The 20,893-nt window shown below is 51.1% G+C and carries 20 protein-coding genes; 10 read left to right on the plus strand and 10 right to left on the minus strand.

Annotated features, from left to right (window positions below; genetic code table 11):
* Nucleotides 1-48: 48 nt before the first annotated feature.
* From ACTL32_RS02045 to ACTL32_RS02060, 4 genes are all read right to left on the minus strand, one after another.
* Nucleotides 49-771, minus strand: a complete 723-nt coding sequence (locus ACTL32_RS02045; RefSeq protein ID WP_441339920.1) for an amino acid ABC transporter ATP-binding protein — start codon at nucleotides 769-771, stop codon at nucleotides 49-51.
* On the minus strand, nucleotides 764-1,423 hold the full coding sequence (locus ACTL32_RS02050; protein WP_204890784.1) for an amino acid ABC transporter permease: 660 nt from the start codon (nucleotides 1,421-1,423) through the stop codon (nucleotides 764-766). Before ACTL32_RS02050 ends, ACTL32_RS02045 begins: the two co-directional genes overlap by 8 nt.
* A gap of 29 nt (nucleotides 1,424-1,452) precedes the next feature.
* Entirely contained in the window at nucleotides 1,453-2,241 is a 789-nt protein-coding gene (locus ACTL32_RS02055) for a transporter substrate-binding domain-containing protein (protein WP_441339921.1), read from the minus strand.
* Between the two features lie 399 nt (nucleotides 2,242-2,640).
* Nucleotides 2,641-3,300: an HAD family hydrolase gene (locus ACTL32_RS02060; protein ID WP_441339922.1), complete on the minus strand. Its 660-nt coding sequence runs from the start codon at nucleotides 3,298-3,300 to the stop codon at nucleotides 2,641-2,643.
* 143 nt (nucleotides 3,301-3,443) lie between these two features.
* Between ACTL32_RS02060 and ACTL32_RS02065 the strand changes: the two genes are divergently transcribed.
* On the plus strand, nucleotides 3,444-3,737 hold the full coding sequence (locus ACTL32_RS02065; RefSeq protein WP_441339923.1) for a hypothetical protein: 294 nt from the start codon (nucleotides 3,444-3,446) through the stop codon (nucleotides 3,735-3,737).
* Nucleotides 3,738-3,919: 182 nt separating this feature from the next.
* Here the strand turns inward: ACTL32_RS02065 and ACTL32_RS02070 are convergent, their stop codons facing one another.
* The 3 genes from ACTL32_RS02070 to aceA are packed head-to-tail and all read right to left on the minus strand — an operon-like array spanning nucleotide 3,920 to nucleotide 6,966.
* Entirely contained in the window at nucleotides 3,920-4,048 is a 129-nt protein-coding gene (locus tag ACTL32_RS02070) for a YhfH family protein (protein WP_204890780.1), read from the minus strand.
* 22 nt (nucleotides 4,049-4,070) lie between these two features.
* On the minus strand, nucleotides 4,071-5,672 hold the full coding sequence (gene aceB / locus ACTL32_RS02075) for a malate synthase A (protein ID WP_441339924.1): 1,602 nt from the start codon (nucleotides 5,670-5,672) through the stop codon (nucleotides 4,071-4,073).
* A gap of 4 nt (nucleotides 5,673-5,676) precedes the next feature.
* Complete coding sequence (aceA, locus tag ACTL32_RS02080) at nucleotides 5,677-6,966, minus strand: isocitrate lyase (protein ID WP_441339925.1); 1,290 nt, start codon at nucleotides 6,964-6,966, stop codon at nucleotides 5,677-5,679.
* A 176-nt stretch (nucleotides 6,967-7,142) separates the two neighbouring features.
* Here aceA and ACTL32_RS02085 point away from each other — a divergent pair, with 176 nt between their 5' ends.
* Both ACTL32_RS02085 and ACTL32_RS02090 read left to right on the plus strand, forming a co-directional pair.
* The gene (locus ACTL32_RS02085; RefSeq protein ID WP_441339926.1) at nucleotides 7,143-7,793 is read left to right on the plus strand and encodes a LytR/AlgR family response regulator transcription factor; all 651 of its coding nucleotides are present in this window, start codon (nucleotides 7,143-7,145) and stop codon (nucleotides 7,791-7,793) included.
* A gap of 78 nt (nucleotides 7,794-7,871) precedes the next feature.
* On the plus strand, nucleotides 7,872-8,366 hold the full coding sequence (locus ACTL32_RS02090) for a cupin domain-containing protein (protein WP_441339927.1): 495 nt from the start codon (nucleotides 7,872-7,874) through the stop codon (nucleotides 8,364-8,366).
* A gap of 88 nt (nucleotides 8,367-8,454) precedes the next feature.
* Here the strand turns inward: ACTL32_RS02090 and ahlS are convergent, their stop codons facing one another.
* Both ahlS and ACTL32_RS02100 read right to left on the minus strand, forming a co-directional pair.
* Nucleotides 8,455-9,303: an AhlS family quorum-quenching N-acyl homoserine lactonase gene (ahlS, locus tag ACTL32_RS02095; protein WP_441339928.1), complete on the minus strand. Its 849-nt coding sequence runs from the start codon at nucleotides 9,301-9,303 to the stop codon at nucleotides 8,455-8,457.
* A 720-nt stretch (nucleotides 9,304-10,023) separates the two neighbouring features.
* On the minus strand, nucleotides 10,024-11,385 hold the full coding sequence (locus ACTL32_RS02100) for an aspartate kinase (RefSeq protein WP_441339949.1): 1,362 nt from the start codon (nucleotides 11,383-11,385) through the stop codon (nucleotides 10,024-10,026).
* A gap of 122 nt (nucleotides 11,386-11,507) precedes the next feature.
* Between ACTL32_RS02100 and ACTL32_RS02105 the strand changes: the two genes are divergently transcribed.
* Genes ACTL32_RS02105 through thrB form a run of 3 tightly spaced genes read left to right on the plus strand, consistent with a single transcriptional unit; the run spans nucleotide 11,508 to nucleotide 14,760 of the window.
* Nucleotides 11,508-12,800 (plus strand): homoserine dehydrogenase, encoded by a 1,293-nt coding sequence (locus ACTL32_RS02105; RefSeq protein WP_441339929.1) that lies wholly within the window; start codon nucleotides 11,508-11,510, stop codon nucleotides 12,798-12,800.
* Complete coding sequence (thrC, locus tag ACTL32_RS02110) at nucleotides 12,797-13,858, plus strand: threonine synthase (protein ID WP_441339930.1); 1,062 nt, start codon at nucleotides 12,797-12,799, stop codon at nucleotides 13,856-13,858. Before ACTL32_RS02105 ends, thrC begins: the two co-directional genes overlap by 4 nt.
* Nucleotides 13,855-14,760, plus strand: coding sequence for a homoserine kinase (thrB, locus tag ACTL32_RS02115; protein ID WP_441339931.1), 906 nt, complete (start codon nucleotides 13,855-13,857; stop codon nucleotides 14,758-14,760). Before thrC ends, thrB begins: the two co-directional genes overlap by 4 nt.
* Nucleotides 14,761-14,805: 45 nt before the next feature.
* Here the strand turns inward: thrB and ACTL32_RS02120 are convergent, their stop codons facing one another.
* Entirely contained in the window at nucleotides 14,806-16,230 is a 1,425-nt protein-coding gene (locus ACTL32_RS02120; RefSeq protein ID WP_441339932.1) for an NAD-dependent succinate-semialdehyde dehydrogenase, read from the minus strand.
* Between the two features lie 262 nt (nucleotides 16,231-16,492).
* Between ACTL32_RS02120 and ACTL32_RS02125 the strand changes: the two genes are divergently transcribed.
* The 4 genes from ACTL32_RS02125 to ACTL32_RS02140 all read left to right on the plus strand — a co-directional run bounded on the left by ACTL32_RS02125 (nucleotide 16,493) and on the right by ACTL32_RS02140 (nucleotide 20,649).
* Nucleotides 16,493-17,689 (plus strand): hypothetical protein, encoded by a 1,197-nt coding sequence (locus ACTL32_RS02125; RefSeq protein ID WP_441339933.1) that lies wholly within the window; start codon nucleotides 16,493-16,495, stop codon nucleotides 17,687-17,689.
* An 18-nt stretch (nucleotides 17,690-17,707) separates the two neighbouring features.
* Nucleotides 17,708-18,883 carry an amidohydrolase gene (locus tag ACTL32_RS02130; RefSeq protein ID WP_441339934.1) on the plus strand — a complete coding sequence of 392 codons (1,176 nt, stop codon included), beginning with the start codon at nucleotides 17,708-17,710 and terminating at the stop codon, nucleotides 18,881-18,883.
* Between the two features lie 18 nt (nucleotides 18,884-18,901).
* A complete protein-coding gene (locus tag ACTL32_RS02135) occupies nucleotides 18,902-20,200 on the plus strand; it encodes a M20 family metallo-hydrolase (protein WP_441339935.1) in 1,299 nt (432 codons plus the stop codon).
* A gap of 152 nt (nucleotides 20,201-20,352) precedes the next feature.
* Nucleotides 20,353-20,649: a replication/maintenance protein RepL gene (locus ACTL32_RS02140; protein ID WP_441339936.1), complete on the plus strand. Its 297-nt coding sequence runs from the start codon at nucleotides 20,353-20,355 to the stop codon at nucleotides 20,647-20,649.
* Nucleotides 20,650-20,893: the final 244 nt, after the last annotated feature.

The following is a 20,893-nucleotide window of genomic DNA, read 5'->3' on the forward strand; positions in this document are numbered from 1 at the left end:
GGCAAACAAAAACCTGTACAGAAAAGCATTCTGTACAGGTTTTTGAGGTTACAGGACTTTTTCAAGGAAATCGCGTGCACGTTCGGTGCGCGGGCTGCTGAAGAACTCGGCCGGCTGGCCCTCTTCGACCAATACGCCGTGGTCGAGAAACAGGACACGGTCCGCCACTTCACGGGCGAAGCCCATTTCATGCGTTACGACCGCCATGGTCATCCCGCTTTTCGCAAGGTCTTTCATGACATCGAGCACTTCTTTGACCATTTCTGGATCAAGTGCGGATGTCGGTTCATCAAACAGCATCAGATCGGGTTCCATTGCCAGCGCACGCGCAATTGCTACGCGCTGCTTTTGTCCGCCGGACAGGCTGCTCGGATATGCGTTTTCTTTTTCCGACAAACCGACGCGCTTCAAGAGCGTGCGCGCTTTTTCTTCCGCCAGCGCCTTTTTTTCCCCTTTGACTTTCATCGGCGCATAAGTCAGGTTCTCCAGCACCGTCAAATGCGGAAACAAATGGAAATGCTGAAACACCATGCCGATTTGCTGGCGGACTTTCTGGATGTCCTTTTTCGGGCCGGTCAAATCCTGTCCGTTGACGATCACTGTCCCGGAAGTCGGGATTTCCAGCATGTTGAGGCATCGGAGGAAGGTCGATTTCCCCGATCCCGATGGCCCAATGATCGAGACCACTTCGCCTTTTTCAATATGGGCCGTGATGTCTTTCAATACTTCATTGTTGCCGAATTTCTTATAAAGGTGTTCCACTTTAATCACTTTGCTTCAGCCTCCGTTCGAACATTCTGCCGAGCACCGTTAATCCCATGACCAAGCACCAGTAGATCAAACCGACGAACAGCAAAGGTTCGAAGTTGCGGAACAAATCGGAGCCGACCACTTGCGCACGGCGCATCAAATCGAGATAGCCGATTGTCGAGACGATCGCCGACTCTTTTGTCAATGTGATGAATTCGTTCATCAGGGCAGGAAGGATGTTCTTCAATGCCTGCGGCAGGATGATATCGGTCATCATTGCCCGGTAAGGGACGCCGAGCGCCTGTGCTGCTTCCATCTGGCCTTTATCGACCGCCTGGATGCCGGCGCGGATAATTTCAGAAATGTAAGCGGATGAGTTCAGTCCGAACGCCAGGATCGCAGACAGGAATGGCGAAATATCATAGCCGGTCAGCTGCGGGATGGAGTAGTAGATGATCATCAATTGCAGGATGAGCGGCGTCCCGCGGAAAATCGACGTGTACGCGTCCGCGAACCAGCGCAGCGGCCGGATGGAGCCGATTTTGAACAATGCCAAGATCGTCCCGAGGATCGAGCCCAGGATGATGGCGAAGAAGACAAACTTTAAGGTGACCCATATCCCTTCCAGCATGAAAGGGATATAGGGGACCATCTGTGAAAAATCCAGGTTCATAGTCTACAACTCTTTTCTATAAGAAAGATTTACTCTTCGATTTCCCATTTCTCTTTCAGTTCCTGCATCTCACCGCTTTCTTCCATTTCGGCAAGCACGCCATTGACTTCCTCGACCAGTTCACTGCCTTTCGGGAATGCGATGGCCATGCCTGGAGATGCAGTTGTCGGATCGTCGAATGCGCCCAAATTCTGGGCTTCTACGTAGCCTTTTGCCACTTCTTTATCCATGTAAGCGGCGTCGATGCGGTTTGAAAGGATCTCCTGGATCAATGCACCTGAATCATCGAGCGCTTTCAACTCGAATTTGATGTCGCCTTCTTCTAGGATTTTATTGGCGCCTTCTTCCTGGATGGTGCCGAGCTGGACGCCGACTGTTTTGCCTTCCAAGTCTTCAAGCGTCTTGACGTCCGAATCTTTCTTCGTTACGAACATCTCACCGGAGAAGTGGTATTCCGTCGAAAAGTCGACATTCTCTTTGCGCTGGTCGGTTGCGGACATTCCTGCTACGACCATATCAACGCGGTCATTCTGCAGCGCGCCGATCAGCCCGTCGAATTTCATATCGGTGATGTTCAATTCATAGCCGAGTTCGTCGGCAATATGATTGGCAAGATCGATGTCAAAGCCGACAAATTCACCGGATGCATCGCGTGATTCAAATGGCGGAAATTCTGCGGAAGTTCCCATTTCCAGTACTTTTTTCTCTTCTGATGATCCGGAATCTCCTGAATCTGCCGTGTCGCTGCCGCACGCTCCAAGCAGAAGAGCTGCCGATGCGAATAAAGCCATTGCTGAATATTTTTTTGCGATTGCCATTTCTATTCCCCCTAAAATTGTCTTTGGATATTTATACATCTAAATGCATTTTAACAAATAAAGGAGCATTTGCAAAGCCCCATTTTTCCCCTCCTTCCAGTGAATAAAAACTGAATTTTCACTTTTAAACAGTTTACCGTATAAAAGAAAGGAAAGGGAGAGGGGGGTGAAAATATTTTTTCATCGATGCGGCTGTTAGGAGGATGGACCTGAAGAGTTGCAGGGTCCGGGACCGGATGCCATTACATGGAGCTACATCCAAATACGTGAAAGATGGAAAGAAAGAGGTACTGGATATCAGCCCGATTTATAGAGAGAAGAAGGAGATTTTGAGGGATTATGCAGAAGATATGCAAAAATATGCAGAAGAAAAACGATCCGCAGGAGCGGACCGCCAGTTTAAAGAATTTCCCATTTGCGCTCTTTTGCAACGGTGAGCAGCCGCGGCTCAGGCTGTACGGCAACAGGATGGCCGACAAGTTCGAGTACAGGAAGATCGGAAAGGCTGTCGCCATAGGCGAAGCTGTTCGCCCAGTCGATGTCTTTCCCGGCAAGGGCTGCGTGGATTTTTTCGGTTTTCAGCGGGCCTTGAATATGGGAGATTTTTGCCCGGTGATCGAGTATGTCGGCTTGGTAAGGGATATCGGTGCCGATTATGGTCCCGATCGGGAGCTTTTCCGTGACGGCATGGAGGAGCGGCGTGAACGCGCCGGAAACCAGCATGACGTAATCCTCGTTGTGGACATGCTTTTTCAGCCGCTCCACCACATTTGGGTTGAAGTCACCGTGCATCTTGTCTGCGATTTCCCGGAAATAGCTTTCCAGTTCAGTCTGGGTAAAACTTTCAAGCGCTGCAAGATATGCCTGGACCGAACTTTCCCGCATCTTCTTGACCGATACCAGCTTCAGCTTTGAGCCGATGTACGGCGGCATGATGGCGCGGTAGAACTGGCGGTAGCGTCTGCTGTGGATGGGGTGGTTCTTCAAGTGTTCCATCATCACCTTGAACGTTTCTTTGGAATATAGCGTTCCGTCAAAATCGAATATCGCAACACGCATGGCATTCACTCCGGTCTCTTGGATTTTTCTGATGGTTTTATCATACCTCAAAGAAGGCAGTGCTTCTAGTTCAGGTTTATTCCGCTCACGGCCGCGGGTATAGAAGAGAAATCGCATTCAGGCATCCCAGGGAGGTTTTTTAAATGGCAGTACAGCGCATAACAGTCGGGTACGTAGAACTGACGGAGCAGGAGTCGGAAGCCCTGTTTGAAAAAGTGAAGAAAGACAAAGGCATCGACAGCTATGATGCCCTTCAGGATTTGATGGAAGACTTCGATTCTCAAATCATCGAGCCTGCCTCCAAACCGTTGAAAGAAGTTCTTGGAGCGGAAGAAGCTCCGGCCGAGCCGGCAAAAAAAGGCACACGTTTTATTGAAGTGTTCAATACGGTCAAAGATGATTCGCGCTATCGCATCCCTTCTTCGGACCAATCGTAAGTCCCGTTAAGCCCAAGCCCGCTGCTTGGGCTTTTTTTGAGTCCGGCAGACCACCTCCGGCCTGAGTAAGCAGGGCGCTGCCGATGCCTCCCGGGCAGCTGAGGTACGGCCCCACAGGGCCAACAGCCAGCTCCATGAAAAAGAAAAAGGACAGCCTTGGAAGGCCGTCCTTTGATCTCCGTCTACTCGTCTTTGTTTGCGCTGCAGCGCTCGCATTCATAGATGATCGATTCGCGTTGTTCCTTGATTTCGCATCCGCATTCCCGGCATTCTTTCTTTGAACGGGTCCCGTAAGTTTGCATGTTTTTCATATTGATCTCCTCCAAGTACGTTTTAGTTTAGTCGTTGATACCCTGGCAGCGTCAGAAATTCAGCAAATTCACTTTGGAGCGTAAGCTCGGCGAACAACGCACGGGCTTCTTCGAAATGTCCTTCGGCGTATTTTGCATCGCCGGCGGCCTCACGGATCTTCGCTGTTTCTTCTTCCATCACTTCTTGGAACAAGGAAACCGTAATTTTCCGTCCATCATCGAGAATCCCTTTCGGATGGCGAATCCATTGCCAGACTTGGGAACGGGAGATTTCAGCAGTCGCTGCATCTTCCATCAAGTTGTTGATGGGAGCGGCGCCGTTGCCGGACAGCCAGGAGGCGATGTACTGGATGCCGACGGAAATATTGGAGCGCAGGCCGTCTTCGGTGATCGTGCCGGTGGGAACTTCGGTCAGGTCCTGTGCAGTGACCTGGATATCTTCCCGTTTCCGGTGGATCTGGTTCGGCTCAGGCATGTGTTCATCAAATTCTTCCATGGCGACCGTGACCATTCCCGGATGGGCAACCCAAGTGCCATCGTGCCCGTCCATCGCTTCCCGGCGCTTGTCTTCGCGCACTTTCTGGAAAGCGGACTCATTCGCTTCAGGATCGCCTTTGACGGGAATCTGGGCAGCCATGCCGCCCAGTGCCGGGGCATTGCGTTTATGGCAAGTTTTGATGCAGAGCTGAGTATAGGCCCGTATGAACGGGACTGTCATTGTCACTTGCGACCGGTCGGGGAAGAGGTACCCCGGCCGGTTGCGCATCCGCTTGATGACGCTGAAGATATAATCCCAGCGCCCGCAATTGAGCCCTGCAGAATGATCGCGCAGCTCGTAAAGGATCTCATCCATCTCAAACGCGGCGAGGATCGTCTCAATCAGGACAGTCGCGCGGATGGTGCCTTGCGGGATGCCAAGCTCGTTTTGCGCAAAGATGAAAACGTCGTTCCACAAGCGGGCTTCCAGATGGCTTTCCAGTTTCGGCAAGTAGAAATAAGGGCCAGTGCCGCGTGCCAAGGATTCTTTGGCATTGTGGAAGAAATAGAGCCCGAAATCGACGAGGCTGCCGGACACCGGTTTGCCATCGATCTGGATATTCTTCTCCAAGAGATGCCAGCCGCGCGGGCGGACCATCAGCACTGCAGTTTTTTCATGGAGTGCGTATTTCTTTCCGGTCTCCGGCGCTTCGAAATCGATTTGCCGCCGAACAGCGTCATACAGATTCACTTGGCCGTCAATTACATTGAACCAGCTGGGCGCCGTAGCATCCTCGAGATCGGCCATGAACATCTTCGCGCCGGAATTCAGCGCGTTGATGAGCATCTTGCGATTCGTCGGGCCAGTGATCTCCACCCTGCGGTCTTTCATGTCCTCCGGCAACGGCGCAATCGTCCAGTCGCTTTCCCGGATATGCGCCGTTTCCGGCAGGAAGCTGAGCGGTGTACCCGCATCGATTTCCTGTTGACGCACTTGCCGCTGTTCGAGCAGGCCTTCGCGGCGTTTGTTGAAGTTCACATGCAGTTTTTCAATGAATTCCAACGCTTCCGGCGTTAAAATGGTTTCCATTCGAGGGATTTTCTCACCTGTAACTTGAATTGTCGATTTGGTCAGCAATGGGATCATCCTTTCATTTTGCTGCTGTGAACTGGGCTGCTTCTGTAGAACCGCTCATGGCAGTCGTCGAACTTGTGCCGCCAGAGATGATCTGCGACACTTCATCGAAATAGCCGGTGCCGACTTCGCGCTGGTGGCGGGTTGCCGTGTAGCCTTTCGCTTCGTTGTCGAATTCGGCCTGCTGCAATTTCGAGTAGGCGGCCATGCCGTGGTCTTTGTAGTCGTAAGCAAGTTCGAACATGCTATGGTTCAAGGCATGGAAGCCGGCAAGTGTAACGAATTGGAATTTATAGCCCATCTTGCCGAGTTCGACCTGGAACTTCGCAATGGTTTCTTTGTCGAGTTTCGCTTCCCAGTTGAACGAAGGGGAGCAATTATAAGCGAGCAGCTTGCCAGGGAACTTGGCATGGATCGCGTCCGCGAACTGCTGCGCTTCCTCCAAGTTCGGATGGGACGTTTCGCACCATACCAGATCTGCATAAGGTGCATAGGCAAGTCCGCGGGAAATGGCTTGGTCGATTCCGGCTCTGGTCCGGTAAAAGCCTTCCGGTGTGCGTTCGCCGGTAATAAACTCATGGTCGCGCGGATCGATGTCGCTCGTGATCAAATCTGCGGCATCGGCATCGGTACGCGCGATGATCAAGGTCGGTACGCCGAGCACGTCAGCGGCGAGCCTCGCTGAAACCAGATTTCTTACGGCGTTCTGCGTAGGCAAGAGCACCTTGCCGCCCAAATGGCCGCATTTTTTCTCGGAAGCAAGCTGATCTTCAAAATGGACGCCGGCGGCTCCGGCTTCGATCATCGATTTCATCAATTCGAATACGTTGAGCGGTCCGCCGAAACCGGCTTCTGCATCTGCGACAATCGGCGCGAACCAGTCGAAACCTTCCGTATTCTCAACACTGTCGATTTGGTCAGCGCGCTGCAAGGCGCGGTTGATCTTTTTCACGACATCGGGCACGGAATTGACCGGGTACAAACTTTGGTCCGGATACATCTGGCCGGCAGAGTTGGCATCCGCCGCTACTTGCCAGCCGCTCAAGTAGATGGCTTGCAGGCCCGCTTTCACTTGCTGGACCGCCTGGTTGCCGGTCAGTGCGCCAAGCGCATTGACAAAATCGGTTTCGTGGATCGAACGGAACAGCCGCTCTGCACCCCTTTTAGCCAGTGTATGTTCAATAAGGACAGACCCGCGAAGCTTCACGACTTCCTCCGCTGTATAAGGGCGTTCAATACCATTCCATCTGCTGTCCTGTTCCCAACTCGTTTTCAATTGTTCTGCTTGCTGCTGCTTTGTCGTCATTCATCCCATCCCTTTCGAATAAAAAATTTTGAATCAACTGTATTAATACAGTTTGTTTTGATGTATATTACTATATAACAGATAATTCAAACTGTCTTGAAAATTGGATGAAATCAAATATAACGTGACAAGAGCGGAAATATGGCGACAAACTCAGTTGAAAGGGGAGCGGCGGTATGGAACATAATGTGTTGGAGCAGATGGGGTTCATTATCGGGGATTGGATTCCAAAGGAGGCTTCCATTGCAATCGCGGTGGATGGGTGCTACATATATTGCAAAGAAGGGATCCAGCGGCTGCCGATTGTGGAAGGGCAGCCTGTACTTGCGGGAAGCATCGCCGACCATGTGGGGAAAGAAGGCAAGCGGATTGAAAAAGGGGTGGACGCTGCTGTTGCAGGTTGGCCGTATTACGGCATCGGCTACCCCGTCCAAATAGGCGGGATGAGCGGTGTGCTTGTCGTCATATTGCCGGCGGATTACCCATTGCGGCAAAAGGGCCCGCTGAAATTCCTGACAGGGAAGATGGAAGAAGCATGGCGGCCGGTGCCGGTCGAGAGAATCTCCCATATTGAAAGCAGCCAGAAAAAGACTTGGTTCTATGCAGAAGAAGAAACCTATTGTTCAATCCATACCTTAAAAAACCTCCGCTCCCAGCTGCCGGACTATTTTTTGCCGGTCCACCGTGCCTATATTGTCAACATTCATTATATAGAGGAGATCTCGCGCGATTTGGCTTCTAATTTAGGGCTTACGCTGAAGGATGGGTCGGTTTTGCCAATCAGCCAGAATTTTGCAGCAGAGGTGAGGGAAAGACTCGGTTTTTAAACAGCAGAAGAAGCGCCATCGGGCTTAAAATGATTTGCGGTAGGGTAAACAGACTCTAATGAAAGGAGCTGGGAGCTTATGGCAAACGAACAATTTTATCATTTCGAAGATGATGGCGTGATTCCGAACAACCCTGCGCTGAATGTCATTTTCTATCCGGAGGCGTTCAAAGAGGACCCGGAACGAATGGAGAAAGTCTTCAATCAAAACAATTGGCAAAACAGCTGGACCGGGGGCGTTTTTGATTACCACCACTATCACAGCAATACGCATGAAGTGATCGGCATCCGCTCCGGAACGGCTATTCTTCAGCTGGGCGGCGAAAGCGGCGAACAGTTGAAAGTGAAAGAAGGCGATGTCCTTGTGCTGCCTGCCGGAACCGGTCATAAAAAAATCAGCTCGGACAGCGCATTTCAAGTGGTCGGCGCATATCCGAACGGCGTCAGCTACAACACAAAGACCGGAGAACCCGGCGAGCGGCCCTATGTGCTTGAAGATATCCAAAGTGTACCGCTACCTTTGACGGATCCTGTTTATGGTAAGAACGGCACGCTATTGGACAATTGGTCATGAAAAATCCGGTCCGGCAATGGTTGCCGGACCGGATTTTTCTATACAGAGCACTTTGCAAGATCGTCTTGCGGATAAAGTGCAATCCTTCTTATTCGTAATAGCCTTCGGTCGATTTCCGGAAAGACTTGAACTGGGCAGCGTCGTGGCCAAACCAGACATCGGAATTCGTCTCCTGTGCAATTCTGCGGATCCGCTCCGCGGTCGAATTGAAGCCGACGGAATCATACAAGATGCCCGGTGGTTTTACCGGCGGCCCGTAACTCTCAGCAGTATACAGGGCATCAGACGCGAGAATGATGCCGCCTGATTCAGGCATATTGATCTGTAGGCCGAGCATGCCCCATGCATGGCCGCTGCCGAAATTGAGCAAGTGAACGCCTTCAGCAAGCTTGAGACCGTCTTCAGTTCTCCGGACGGTTTTCCATTGGAGGTTGTTTTTGATCCAGGCATCAATGTCGCCCCAGATATAGGCGCCTTCCTGGGTATTTCGCGCATACGTCTGCAATGCGCCGTTCAATTCATCTTCATGCACAATGATTGTTGCGTTGGTGAATAGTTCAAGGCAACCTGCGTGGTCTAGGTGAAGGTGGGAAGCGACAACATATTTGATGTCCTCGGGGCGGACGCCGAGTTCTTCCAGGCGATGGTGAAGGTAGCATTCTTCCGGCATATCAAGCGGAAATAGCGACTGGGTCACTTTGCCCCAGCGACCGTTCAAGCCGGTCGATTCGGGATTGCATGCGGTATCAAAAAGGATTTTGCCTTCTGGGTGATCGATCAGGACGGTGTAAACCGGGAATTTCACCATTTCCGTCTGTGCATTTGGATTGGCGGCGCTAGCCGGGTTATGCATGGAAATCATATAGTTCTTGTCCATACTGAGCTGGCCGTTATCCATTACATAAAGCTTCGGGTTCGGTTTGATTATGCCTGTCATTAAATTTCCTCCCTTCAGAATGAATCCATAATATCATAATATTCTGATTTTATAAACATCTATTTACCTAAGTCTGTCTTCAAGCGGCGGGAAGTTTTCCATAAAAAAAAGCGGAAGCTGTGGGCTTCCGATTAGACTGTAGACCAAGTCTACTATTGATAAATTGAGATGCATAAGCCCGACAGGACTGGCCACTTCGCTTTCCGTGGGCTCGGCTTCAGTCTCCTCGTCACTGAAAAACCATGCTCCTGCATCGCTGCGCTAGTTTCGTCGCAAAGATTTGGCAGGCCAAGTCTTTCCTGCGGGGCCTTCAGCTCGAGTCGCTTCGCTGCTCCGATAGGTGTCTCGTGGGCCAGCCCTGCCGGGAGCGTCACTTGTATCTAATAAAAGAGGCAGGAGAAATAGATCCACCTGTACCTTGCTAAGTACAGGCCGCTGGCTTGGGATTCGTAACGGAAGGCGGCAAGTGCAAACATTGTGCTCCTGCAGTGCTGCGCACTTCGTCGCAAAGCTAATGACCGAACTCTCTTCGGTCATTAGCTTTCCTGCGGGATAGCGAAGTGCCGAACTAACTCGGACGCCAGTCCGAGTTAGTTCGGCGCGAGCCCGCGGAACGCGTCCGCCTGAAGTGGAGAATCCGGTACAGCTTCTATTTAATTTAAAAAAATTCTTTTGTCTACAAGCTCAGCGGAAGCTATGTGCTTCCGCTTTTTCGTGTTATTATGCCAGAACCGGGGCGAAGAATTCGCTGTAGAGTTCCTTCAGGATTTTGGTTTCGTCTTGCTTCAGGACGCCGAACACCAAGCTAACTTCGGACGAGCCTTGGTTGATCATTTCGATATTGGCACCTGTGCGTGCAATTGCCAGCGTCGCTCTGGCAGCTAGGCCTGTGGTATACTTCATGCCTTCACCGACCAGGACGACCATCGAGAAATCGCTGATCAGCTGAACATCATCGGCCTGCAGTTCGTCCTTCACGCGGCTCACGATCCGCTGTTCCTTTTCGGGAGTCAGCTGATGGCTCCGCAGGATGACGGACAAGTTATCAATGCCGGATGGGATGTGTTCATATGAAATGTGTTCATCTTCAAGAATCTGCAGCAATTTCCGCCCGAAGCCGATCTCCCGGTTCATCAAGTACTTGCTGACATAAAGTGTGGAAAAGCCGCTGTCCGCGGAAATGCCGGTCACAGGCCGTTTGGAGAAATCCCGTTCCGAAACGATCATTGTCCCGGGCGCGGAAGGGTTGTTTGTATTTTTGATGCAGACAGGAACTGAGGCTTTGAATGCCGGCATCAGGGCTTCATCGTGAAGGACGGCAAAGCCTGCGTAGGAAAGTTCCCGCATTTCCCGGTATGTCATTTCTTCGATTTCTGCCGGGTTGTCGACGACTTTCGGATTCGCTGCAAAAACACAGTCGACATCGGTAAAGTTTTCGTACAGATCGGCTCCGACGGCTGCAGCCAGGATGGAGCCGGTAATATCAGAGCCGCCCCGGTCGAATGTCCGAAGCTCTCCGTCCTTGGTGAACCCGAAAAATCCGGGGAATACACTGATTGTTTTCCGGTTTTTCAATGCCGAAAGATTGTGGAGGGATTCCGGCAATGCTTGTACGCGAGCGGGCGCACTGGTGACGATCATGCCGCCGTCCAATGGATTGATGTATTCGGCATGGAGGCCGATCGAAGAGAGGTAGGCTGAGACCAGTTTCGCGGAATTGTCTTCCCCGCTTGCTTTCATCTGATCATAGAACAAAGAAGGATTCGCTTTGCTGGCCGCAAGGCGCCAGGACAAATCTGCAGCGATAATGGCAACGACTTCGCTGCCAAGCCCCAGGTCCATCGCAATCTGGCTATAGCGGCTGAGCACTTTGTCTAGCGGGCTTTTGGTATTTTTATCGGCGAGTGCCGCTTCTGCCAAGCTGATCAGCAGATCCGTCACTTTCTCGTCGCCGTCAAAACGCTTGCCGGGAGCTGATACTACAACGATCCGGCGCGCTGGATCCGCCTGGATGATGTCTGCCACTTTTTTGATCTGTTCTGCGCTGGCAACTGATGTGCCGCCGAATTTACATACTTTCATCATAATCAGCTCCAATGTTTAATGGAATTAAGGGTTGCTTTCGATTTGGTATAATACTATAATGTCCTTATGGAAAAAACAACTGTATTTTTACAGTGTACACAGCTTAGGGGGAATCGTCAATGAAAAATGAAATCTCAATCGGACTATTAGGAATGGGGACAGTAGGCAGCGGAGTGGCGACCATTCTGCAGCAGCACCAAGAAGATCTCCGCCATAAACTCGGCGTTCCGGTCACGATCAAAAGAGTCCTAGTCAAGGACTTGAACAAGGAGCGGCTGTCGAGTCTGGATCCGGTTGTATTCACCACCGATATTCATGAAATTCTAGATGATTCTTCTTTGGATATTATCGTTGAAGTCATGGGAGGCATTGAAGGGGCAAAAAATGCGATTGAAAGCGCATTGAAAGCCGGCAAAGGAGTGGTCACAGCGAACAAGGACGTCATGGCGCAATACGGCCATGAATTGCTGAAGCTGGCAGACGAACAGAAATGCGACCTTTTCTATGAAGCAAGCGTGGCAGGCGGCATCCCGATTATCCGGACGCTTGAAGACGGCCTGGCATCGGACCGGATCACCAGTTTGATGGGGATTGTCAACGGCACGACCAATTTCATCCTGACAAAAATGAAAACCGACCATATGAGTTATGAAGCAGCGCTTGCAGAAGCAACGCGGCTCGGCTATGCGGAAGCGGATCCTTCTGCGGATGTCGACGGCCTGGACGCTGCACGGAAGATGGTAATCTTGTCGTCGCTCGCGTTTTCCACAGAAGTCCACCTGGAAGATGTCCTGGTTCGGGGAATGAAGGAAATCGGCGACGGCGATTTGGAGATTGCGGCAGAATTCGGCTACACCATGAAGATGGTCGGCTCCTCGAAAAAAGATGAAGACGGAATCGAAGTATCAGTCGAGCCGGTATTGATGGCGAATTCGCATCCGCTGGCTTCCGTCAATAATGAATTCAACGCCGTCTATATTCACGGTGATGCTGTGGGGGAAACGATGCTTTACGGCCCCGGGGCAGGTTCCATGCCAACGGCGACATCCGTCGTATCCGACATCATTGCCGCCTGCCGCAATCTGCTCCTTGATGTGAACGGCAAGCGTGTCCATTCGGCCCAGCATGAACGGGTCATCAAACCTGAGAGCCGCCGCTACGCCAAGTACTTCCATCGCCTGCTGGTCAACGACGAAGTGGGCGTATTGGCTAAAATTACCGCAACATACAGCAATCACGGAGCGAGCCTGCAATCGGTGATTCAGCGGCCCGGGGAAAAGGCAGGGCAGGCGGAATTGGTTTTATTGACACACCGGATTTCGCGTCAGCAGCATTTGGACGTCATCAATGAATTGGCAGGTACGGCAAGCGTCATCAGCCATTACCGCATCGAAGGAGAGGAAACAGCATGAGATGGCCTGGACTGATTGAACAATATAAAGAATGGCTTCCGGTGAATGAAAACACGCCGGCACTGACGCTGCAGGAAGGCAACACGCCGCTGGTCAGGCTGGAAACATTATCGGAGCGCTGGGGAATCGATTTGTACGTGAAGCTTGAAGGTGCGAATCCGACTGGGTCGTTCAAAGACCGCGGCATGGTGATGGCCGTAGCGAAAGCGAAAGAGGAAGGCAAGACGGTTCTTGTCTGCGCTTCGACCGGCAATACATCAGCATCCGCTGCTGCATATGGAGCCAGAGCCGGCATGCGGACAATCGTCGTCATTCCGGAAGGGCGCATTGCGCTAGGAAAACTCGCACAGGCGAAAATGTACGGGGCCGAAATCCTGGAGATCAAAGGCAATTTTGATGAAGCACTCCGCATGGTAAGAAAAGTTGGCCAGGAGGCCGGCATCGCACTTGTCAATTCTGTTAACCCATACCGGCTTGAAGGGCAAAAGACGATTGCGTTCGAAGTGATCGACCAGCTTGGTAAAGTTCCGGACATCTTCGCATTGCCGGTCGGAAATGCGGGCAACATCTCGGCTTCGTGGAAAGGGTTCAGCGAATATGCCGAAAAAACCGGTGCAAAGCGCCCTGAACTGCTGGGCGTCCAGGCAGCCGGGGCAGCCCCGATCGTCAACAACAAGATCGTCGAGAATCCGGAAACGGTGGCAACCGCCATCCGCATCGGCAATCCGGCAAGCTGGGATTTGGCATTGAACGCATTGGACCAGTCAAACGGAACCATCCTGGCCGCGACAGACGAAGAGATTTTGGAAGCTTATCAATTGCTGGCATCGACAGAAGGCGTATTTGCTGAACCGGCATCATGTGCTTCTATCGCCGGAATCCAAAAACAGGTGGAAAGCGGAAACCTTCCAAAAGGTTCGACCGTTGTAGCTGTATTGACAGGCAATGGCTTGAAAGACCCGGAGACGGCGATTTTAGTCAATGAACACAAGGCACAATTGGTGCCCGAGGATATGGAACGGTTCTGGGAGGATCTGAAGAAAGGGGTCAAGGCATGAAATGGAACGACTTTACCGTAACAGTGCCGGCTTCTACAGCGAACTTGGGCCCTGGATTTGATTCGATCGGACTGGCGCTGGATCTCCATTTGTCCGTCCACGTCTCGCAGGCGCAAGAGTGGGAAGTCCGATACGCCGATGAAAGCTACCAACATTTATCCGGTGCTGCAGACAACCTGATTGTCGAAGCGGCATTGAAGACTGCCGCAAAGTACGGACGCGAATTGCCGTCCGCCAAGCTGGCGGTGGAAACGGACATTCCACTTGGCCGAGGACTCGGGAGCAGCGCCGCTGCCATTGCGGCCGGCATTGAAATTGCCGACCGCCTCCTGGGCCTGGAGATTCCGGCAAACGAGAAAGTGGAGATCGGGACAGAGATGGAAGGCCATCCGGATAATATCTCCGCTGCAATATTAGGCGGTTTGACGATTTCCTACGCGGAAGGCGAAGAACTGTCAGTCATCCATGTGCCCGACGTTGAGATCGGTGTCCTGATCCTGGTGCCGCCGGCCGAATTCCTTACGGCTGAATCGAGAGGCCTGCTGCCGGAGAGCCTGCCGCATACCGAAGCCATACGGAGCAGCATGGCGGCAAATGTCCTGTCTGCAGCTTTGGCAAAAGGGGATTGGGAAACGGCGGGGCGCATGATGGAGAAAGACGGATTCCATGAACCGTTCCGGAAAAGCAGGTTCCCTGATTTTGATGCCATCCGGCAAGCCTGCCGGGATTACGGCGCCTACGGCTCAGCCATCAGCGGGGCAGGACCTTCGCTTTTTGTGGCAACAGAAAAAGGCATGCAGCAAAAAATCTGCCGCATGCTGAGCGAACGGTTCCGACATTACGAATGCCTGGCCATCCGGCCATCAGTTGCAGGGATGAAGTCAGTCCAAACCGTGTTATAGCCATACAAAAAACGGTCCGGAATTCCGGGCCGTTTTTGTATTGCTTTATATTTTGATGGAAATGTATTTGGTCTCCAAGAACGCCTCAAGGCCTTCCTGTCCGCCTTCGCGGCCGATGCCGCTTTCCTTCATGCCGCCGAACGGGGCTTGTGCGGTCGATGGGGCGCCGTCATTCCAGCCTACGATTCCGTATTCCAGATTTTCGGCGATATACGTGCCGCGCGATAAGCTGTCTGTGAAGAAATAAGCAGCAAGGCCGAACCGTGTATCGTTTGCTAGCCGGACCGCTTCCTCGACTGTATCGAAAGCCATGATCGGCGCCACCGGCCCGAACGTTTCTTCATTCATGACAAGCATGTCCGGTGTCGCATTGACAAGCACAGTCGGATTGTAGAAATACGCGCCGTTTTCCGCTTTGCCATCTCCGCCGACCAAGACCTTCGCGCCTTTTTCGACAGCATCCTGCACATGGCGCGCGGATTTTTCATAGCCGTCCTGGTCAACAAGCGGCCCGATCTGCACGCCTTCATCCATGCCGTTGCCGACTTTCAGCTTAGCTGTCGCCTCCTGGAGGCGCTGGGAAAATTCTTCCACAATAGCTTGGTGGACATAGATGCGATTGCCGCAGACACAAGTTTGGCCGGCATTGCGGAATTTCGATGCCATGACACCTTCGACCGCCAGATCCATATTGGCATCATCGCAGACGATGATCGGGGCATGGCCGCCGAGTTCCAAGGAAAGATTCAGCATCGAATCGGCGCTTTGCTTCATCAATTCCTTGCCGATTTCGGTTGAACCGGTAAAGGTCAACTTGCGCACTGCAGGGTGGCTGGTGAAGACGCGGCCGATTTTGCTGGCGCTGCCTGTCACGAGGTTGATCACCCCTTTGGGGAATCCCGCCTCCTCGGCCAATTCGTACATGCGCACTGCCGTCAAAGGCGTCAGTTTGGCAGGCTTCGCTACGAACGTACAGCCAGCGGCAAGCGCAGGCGCCATTTTTCGGGCCATCATCGCGGCAGGGAAGTTCCATGGGGTGATTGATACGACGACTCCGACAGGTTGCTTCAACACCTGGATCCGTTTTCCTTCTTTTGAGGCTGGCACCAGGCGGCCGTTTGAGCGCTTTGCTTCTTCGGCAAACCAAGAAATGAATGAAGCGGAATATTCGATCTCGCCGATCGCCTCAGCAAGCGGCTTGCCCATTTCTTTTGTCATGATTTCCGCCACTTCCTGCTTGTGTTCGAGCAGCAGATCGTGCCACTTCATCAGCAGGGCAGCCCGTTCATATACGGTCGTCTTGGACCAGGAAGGAAAAGCCGCCGCTGCTGCTTCCACTGCAGCGGTCGCTTCCTGTTCACCGCCGTTTGGCACGGTTCCGTATTTTTCACCTGTAGCCGGATTCATCACATCGATGATGCCGTCACCTTCAGTAGACCATTCTCCATTGATATAATGTTTGCCTTCCATTGCTTCATCCTCCTTTAAAGTAAAAAAAACCTATCTTATCCACATACCTCTAATGCAGGATTCTAAACACGGCGAAAAAATAAAATCCAGAATGCCTTTTCGTGCTGCAAAATGCAATATACTGCAATTGTAACCGTTATCATTAAAATCTGCAATTTCTAAATAATCTCTTTATTCTATTTATCCTTTGGTAAGAATGTGCTAATATTGCATCAGCACTTTCACTCAGTGAAGCGCTAGAAAACGTCAAGGAGGAAGAAAAATGGCTCAAATGCTGGCCTTATCAATTCTTGTATTCATCTTATTTATCGGAGAGGCGGTATCCATCCGGACAAAGGCATGGATTCCGTCGATTTTCATTAGCGGACTTTTGTTCCTCATCGGCTACTGGACATTCTTCCCGGCCGAAATCGTGGCAATTGCAGGGATACCGCCGGCTGTCGTCACCATGCTCATTTATCTGTTGATCGTGAACATGGGGACCTTGCTGTCGCTGCAAGAACTAAAAGCGCAATGGAAAACGATCTTGATTGCACTTTCCGGTATCGTAGGGATTATCGCGGCGTTATTCGGCATCGGGATGCTGCTGTTTGATTTTGAAACAGTTGTAGTTGCGATTCCTCCTTTAGTCGGCGGCGTCGTGTCGGCATTGATCATGTCCGAAGGGGCACAAGCGGCAGGTTTACCGACACTAGCCGTATTTGCTATCGTCATTTATGTTATGCAGGGGTTTGCCGGATACCCGCTGACATCGATCATGCTGAAGCGTGAAGGCAGATCGCTTCTTCAGAAATATAGAAACAACGAGCTTGCGCTTTTGCCAAAAGGGCCGGAAGCCCAAATCAAACCAGGCGAAGAAGTCCGGGAACCGCGCATGTTCGCGAAAATGCCGCCTCAGTACAATACGGATTTCTTCAAGTTCACACGGCTTGCGCTGGTGGGCTATGCAGCGTATATCGTATCAACGCTCGCAGCACCATATGTTGAAATCAGCCCGTTCGTACTTTGCTTGTTCTTTGGAGTTGTTGCCCGGAGCATCGGGTTTCTTGAGCGCCATCCGCTTCAAAAAGCAAACGGTTTCGGATTTGCGATTCTTGGATTGCTCCTCTTCGTGTTTGACGGCTTGAAGAACGCGACGCCGGAAATGATGTTGGATCTTATCTATCCGCTCGTTACATTGATTGCACTTGGTGTGGCAGGCATGTATATATTTTCGTTCATTGTGGGCAAGCTATTGAAAATCAGCAAAGAAATGGCGTTTGCCGTATCATTGACGGCGCTTTACGGATTCCCGGCCGATTATGTTATTACGGTTGAGGTGATCAACTCACTGACGAAAGATGAAGACGAGCGAGATGTATTGACCAGCTACATGCTGCCGCCGATGCTCGTGGCCGGATTTATCACAGTGACCATCGTCTCCGTCATTTTGGCAGGTATATTCGTCGGCTTCTTATAAAATTGGAGGGACTATAGCATGATCAATAAAACCATCACGAAACTATTGGAAGAAAACCATGAGAAAACAATTGAAATTAGAAGAAAGCTCCACAGTGAACCGGAATTATCCTGGGAAGAGTACAATACTTCTCAGTTCGTTTACGAATTTTTAACGGATTTGGGCATTGAATGTCGCAAGACCGAACCTACCGGCGTGATCGGCACGTTGACCGGAGGCAAAGAAGGGCGCACAGTTGCGCTGCGTGCGGATATGGATGCGTTGTCCGTGGAAGAACTGAATGCGGATCTGCCCTATAAATCCGGCGCCGCCGGCAAAATGCATGCGTGCGGCCATGATGCCCATACGTCGATGTTGCTGGCAGCTGCGAAAGCGTTGGCTGAAGTCAAAGAAGACATTCCGGGAACGGTGCGCTTCATTTTCCAGCCGGCTGAAGAAGTAGCCACCGGTGCAAAAGCGATGGTTGAACAAGGTGCGATGGAAGGGGTGGATGACGTTTTCGGCATCCACATCTGGTCACAGATGCCGACCCATAAAGTGGCCTGCAATCCTGGGCCGTCATTTGCATCGGCAGATATTTTCAAGGTGCATTTCAAAGGGCAGGGCGGACATGGAGCCATGCCTCAGGATTGCATCGATGCGGCAATCATCGCCTCCTCGTTTGTCATGAACGTCCAGTCGATCGTTTCGCGTACAATCGATCCGCAAAAGGCTGCGGTCGTCACGGTCGGCAAAATGGTAGTGGGCACACGGTTCAACATCATTGCTGAAAACGCAGAGATCGAAGGAACCGTCCGCTGCTTTGATGCGGGAGTACGGGACCACATTGAAAAACAGCTTCAGGTTTATGCCGAACAGACAGCTTCCATTTATGGCGGAAGCGCAACTGTCGAATATATCCGGGGCACTCAACCGGTGATCAACGGCGAAGAAAGTGCGGAACTGGTGCAGCAAGTTGCGAAGGAAGCATTCGGTGAAGATGTGCTCTACCATGAAAAACCGACAATGGGCGGGGAGGATTTCTCGTTCTTCCTGGACGAAGCGCCGGGAAGCTTTGCACTTGTAGGAAGCGGCAATCCTGAAAAGGACACCGAATGGGCGCACCATCACGGGAAATTCAATGTCGATGAAGACGCACTTGCAACAGGAGCTGAACTTTACGCGCAATATGCATGGGCTTATCTGAATAAATAAGATAATGGAGGTGTTTGTATGGCAGTGAAAAATCCGGTATTCGAAGATTTAATGGCAAGCTATGATGCAGGACTGTCGCATTCAGGCATCAACGGGGAACGGCTGGCGAAACGGCTGCATGAACTCTCCGAAATCGGTTTTACCCAGGTAGGAGGCGTGAAGCGGCCCGGCTTGTCGGATGAAGAAAAAAAAGCGAAAGAGCTCGTGAAGTCCTGGATGGCAGAAGCTGGGCTGGATGTGAAAGAAGATGGCGCAGGAAACGTCTTCGGCAGGCTGCCCGGGCGGGATAATGGAAGAAAAGCGGTGGCTTCCGGTTCCCACGTGGACAGTGTGCCGAATGGCGGGAATTTTGACGGTCCGCTTGGCGTGCTGTCTGCTTTGGAAGTAGTGGAAGCCTGGAAAGAGACTGGCTATACTCCTGAGAAGCCGTATGAAATGATCATATTCACCGATGAAGAAGGGTCCCGGTTCAACAGTGGCTTGACTGGAAGCAGAGCGATGGCGGGGGAAATTACAGAAGCGGAAATGGAACAGCTCCGTGATTATAATGGCGAGACGCTTGAAGAAGTGCTTGGGCGTTATGGCAGTTCGATACCGGCATTCAAGGGAGCGAAGCGCGATGTGTCTGAGCTTGAAATGTTCGTCGAAGTCCATATCGAACAAGGGAAAAAGCTCGAACAGGCGGATCAGCCGGTCGGGATTGTAAGCGGAATCGCCGGCCCCGCCTGGCTGGAAGTTGAATTCAAAGGCGAGGCGGGGCATGCCGGCAATACACCGATGGCAGGGCGCAGAGATCCGCTGGTCGCTGCTGGAGAGCTGATCAGCAAGCTTCCGGAGTTTCCAGGGAAAGTGAGTGAAACAGCGGTCGCAACCATTGGGAAGCTTGAAGTGCTGCCGAACGGCATAAACGTCATACCGGAGAAAGTGGTGCTGCACGCAGATATCCGGGATATTCAGGAAGAGCCTCGGGACCGGCTCCTGGAGGCGGTACAGAAAGAAGCGGTTGAAATTGCCGAAAGGCGCGGCATTCAATTGAATATCAAGCAAAATACAAAAATCCAACCGGTGCCGATCAGAGAAGAACTGAAAGAGCAGCTGGCGGAATCCCTTCGGAAATTCGGTATTGATCCTGTATACATTCCAAGCGGAGCCGGTCATGACGCGATGATTCTTGGGCGGCACATCCCGGTGGCGATGCTCTTTGTCAGAAGCAAAGACGGCATCAGCCATAATCCGAAAGAGTGGTCGTCTCTGAATGATTGCGTTATGGGAGTACACGTATTAAAAGATTTCCTCGAAAAAATGATGAAGTCCTAGCACTAAACCTCTTGCCCACTGGGCAAGGGGTTTTATTGTGTAAAAAATAACAAAAAAGTTATGAGAAAAAGAAAAAAACTGAATAAAAAATTAAATTAAGGGTATATATGTAAATATAAGATGATCTAAGTAAAAATTTGGGAGGCGAGAATATGATGTCAGCCAGAAACAGCATTTATGAATCTCGGCCATTCACCGAACAGAGGGTTTTGAAAGAATGCCGAAATTGTTTTGCTGCTGAACCGGATCGGATTGCGGAAACAGGCGAAAGGTTCATGGATTATTTCATGAAAAATGCCACGCAGGAAGGTGTTCTCTTTAAAACCATCAAGGAAATTACACTGGATCTCAATATCCCACACCAAACCTTATCACGAGTCTTAAAGACTTTAGAAAACAATAAAGTGATTTACCGGAGAAATGGAATTATCGGACTTTGGAATGACTGATTGAAACGCTGCTTCCTAGCTGGAGTAGCGTTTTTTTTTTGCGTAAAAACGTGTGCTGAAAGCTTTTATTAAGGTTGAAAATCCTTTTCTTTCTTACCTCTTAATAAGCAAAAGGACCTACCTTAATAAATGTCGGAAAATTAAATGTTATACTACTAGACTATTTACTCAAAAAACATTAATTTTATTTTGTTTTTTTACGATTTAAAGTAGATTGAACTAGGAAAGTGTGATATAAAGGAAC

The organism is Planococcus sp. FY231025, from assembly GCF_052078085.1.
Classification (GTDB): Bacteria; Bacillota; Bacilli; order Bacillales_A; family Planococcaceae; genus Planococcus.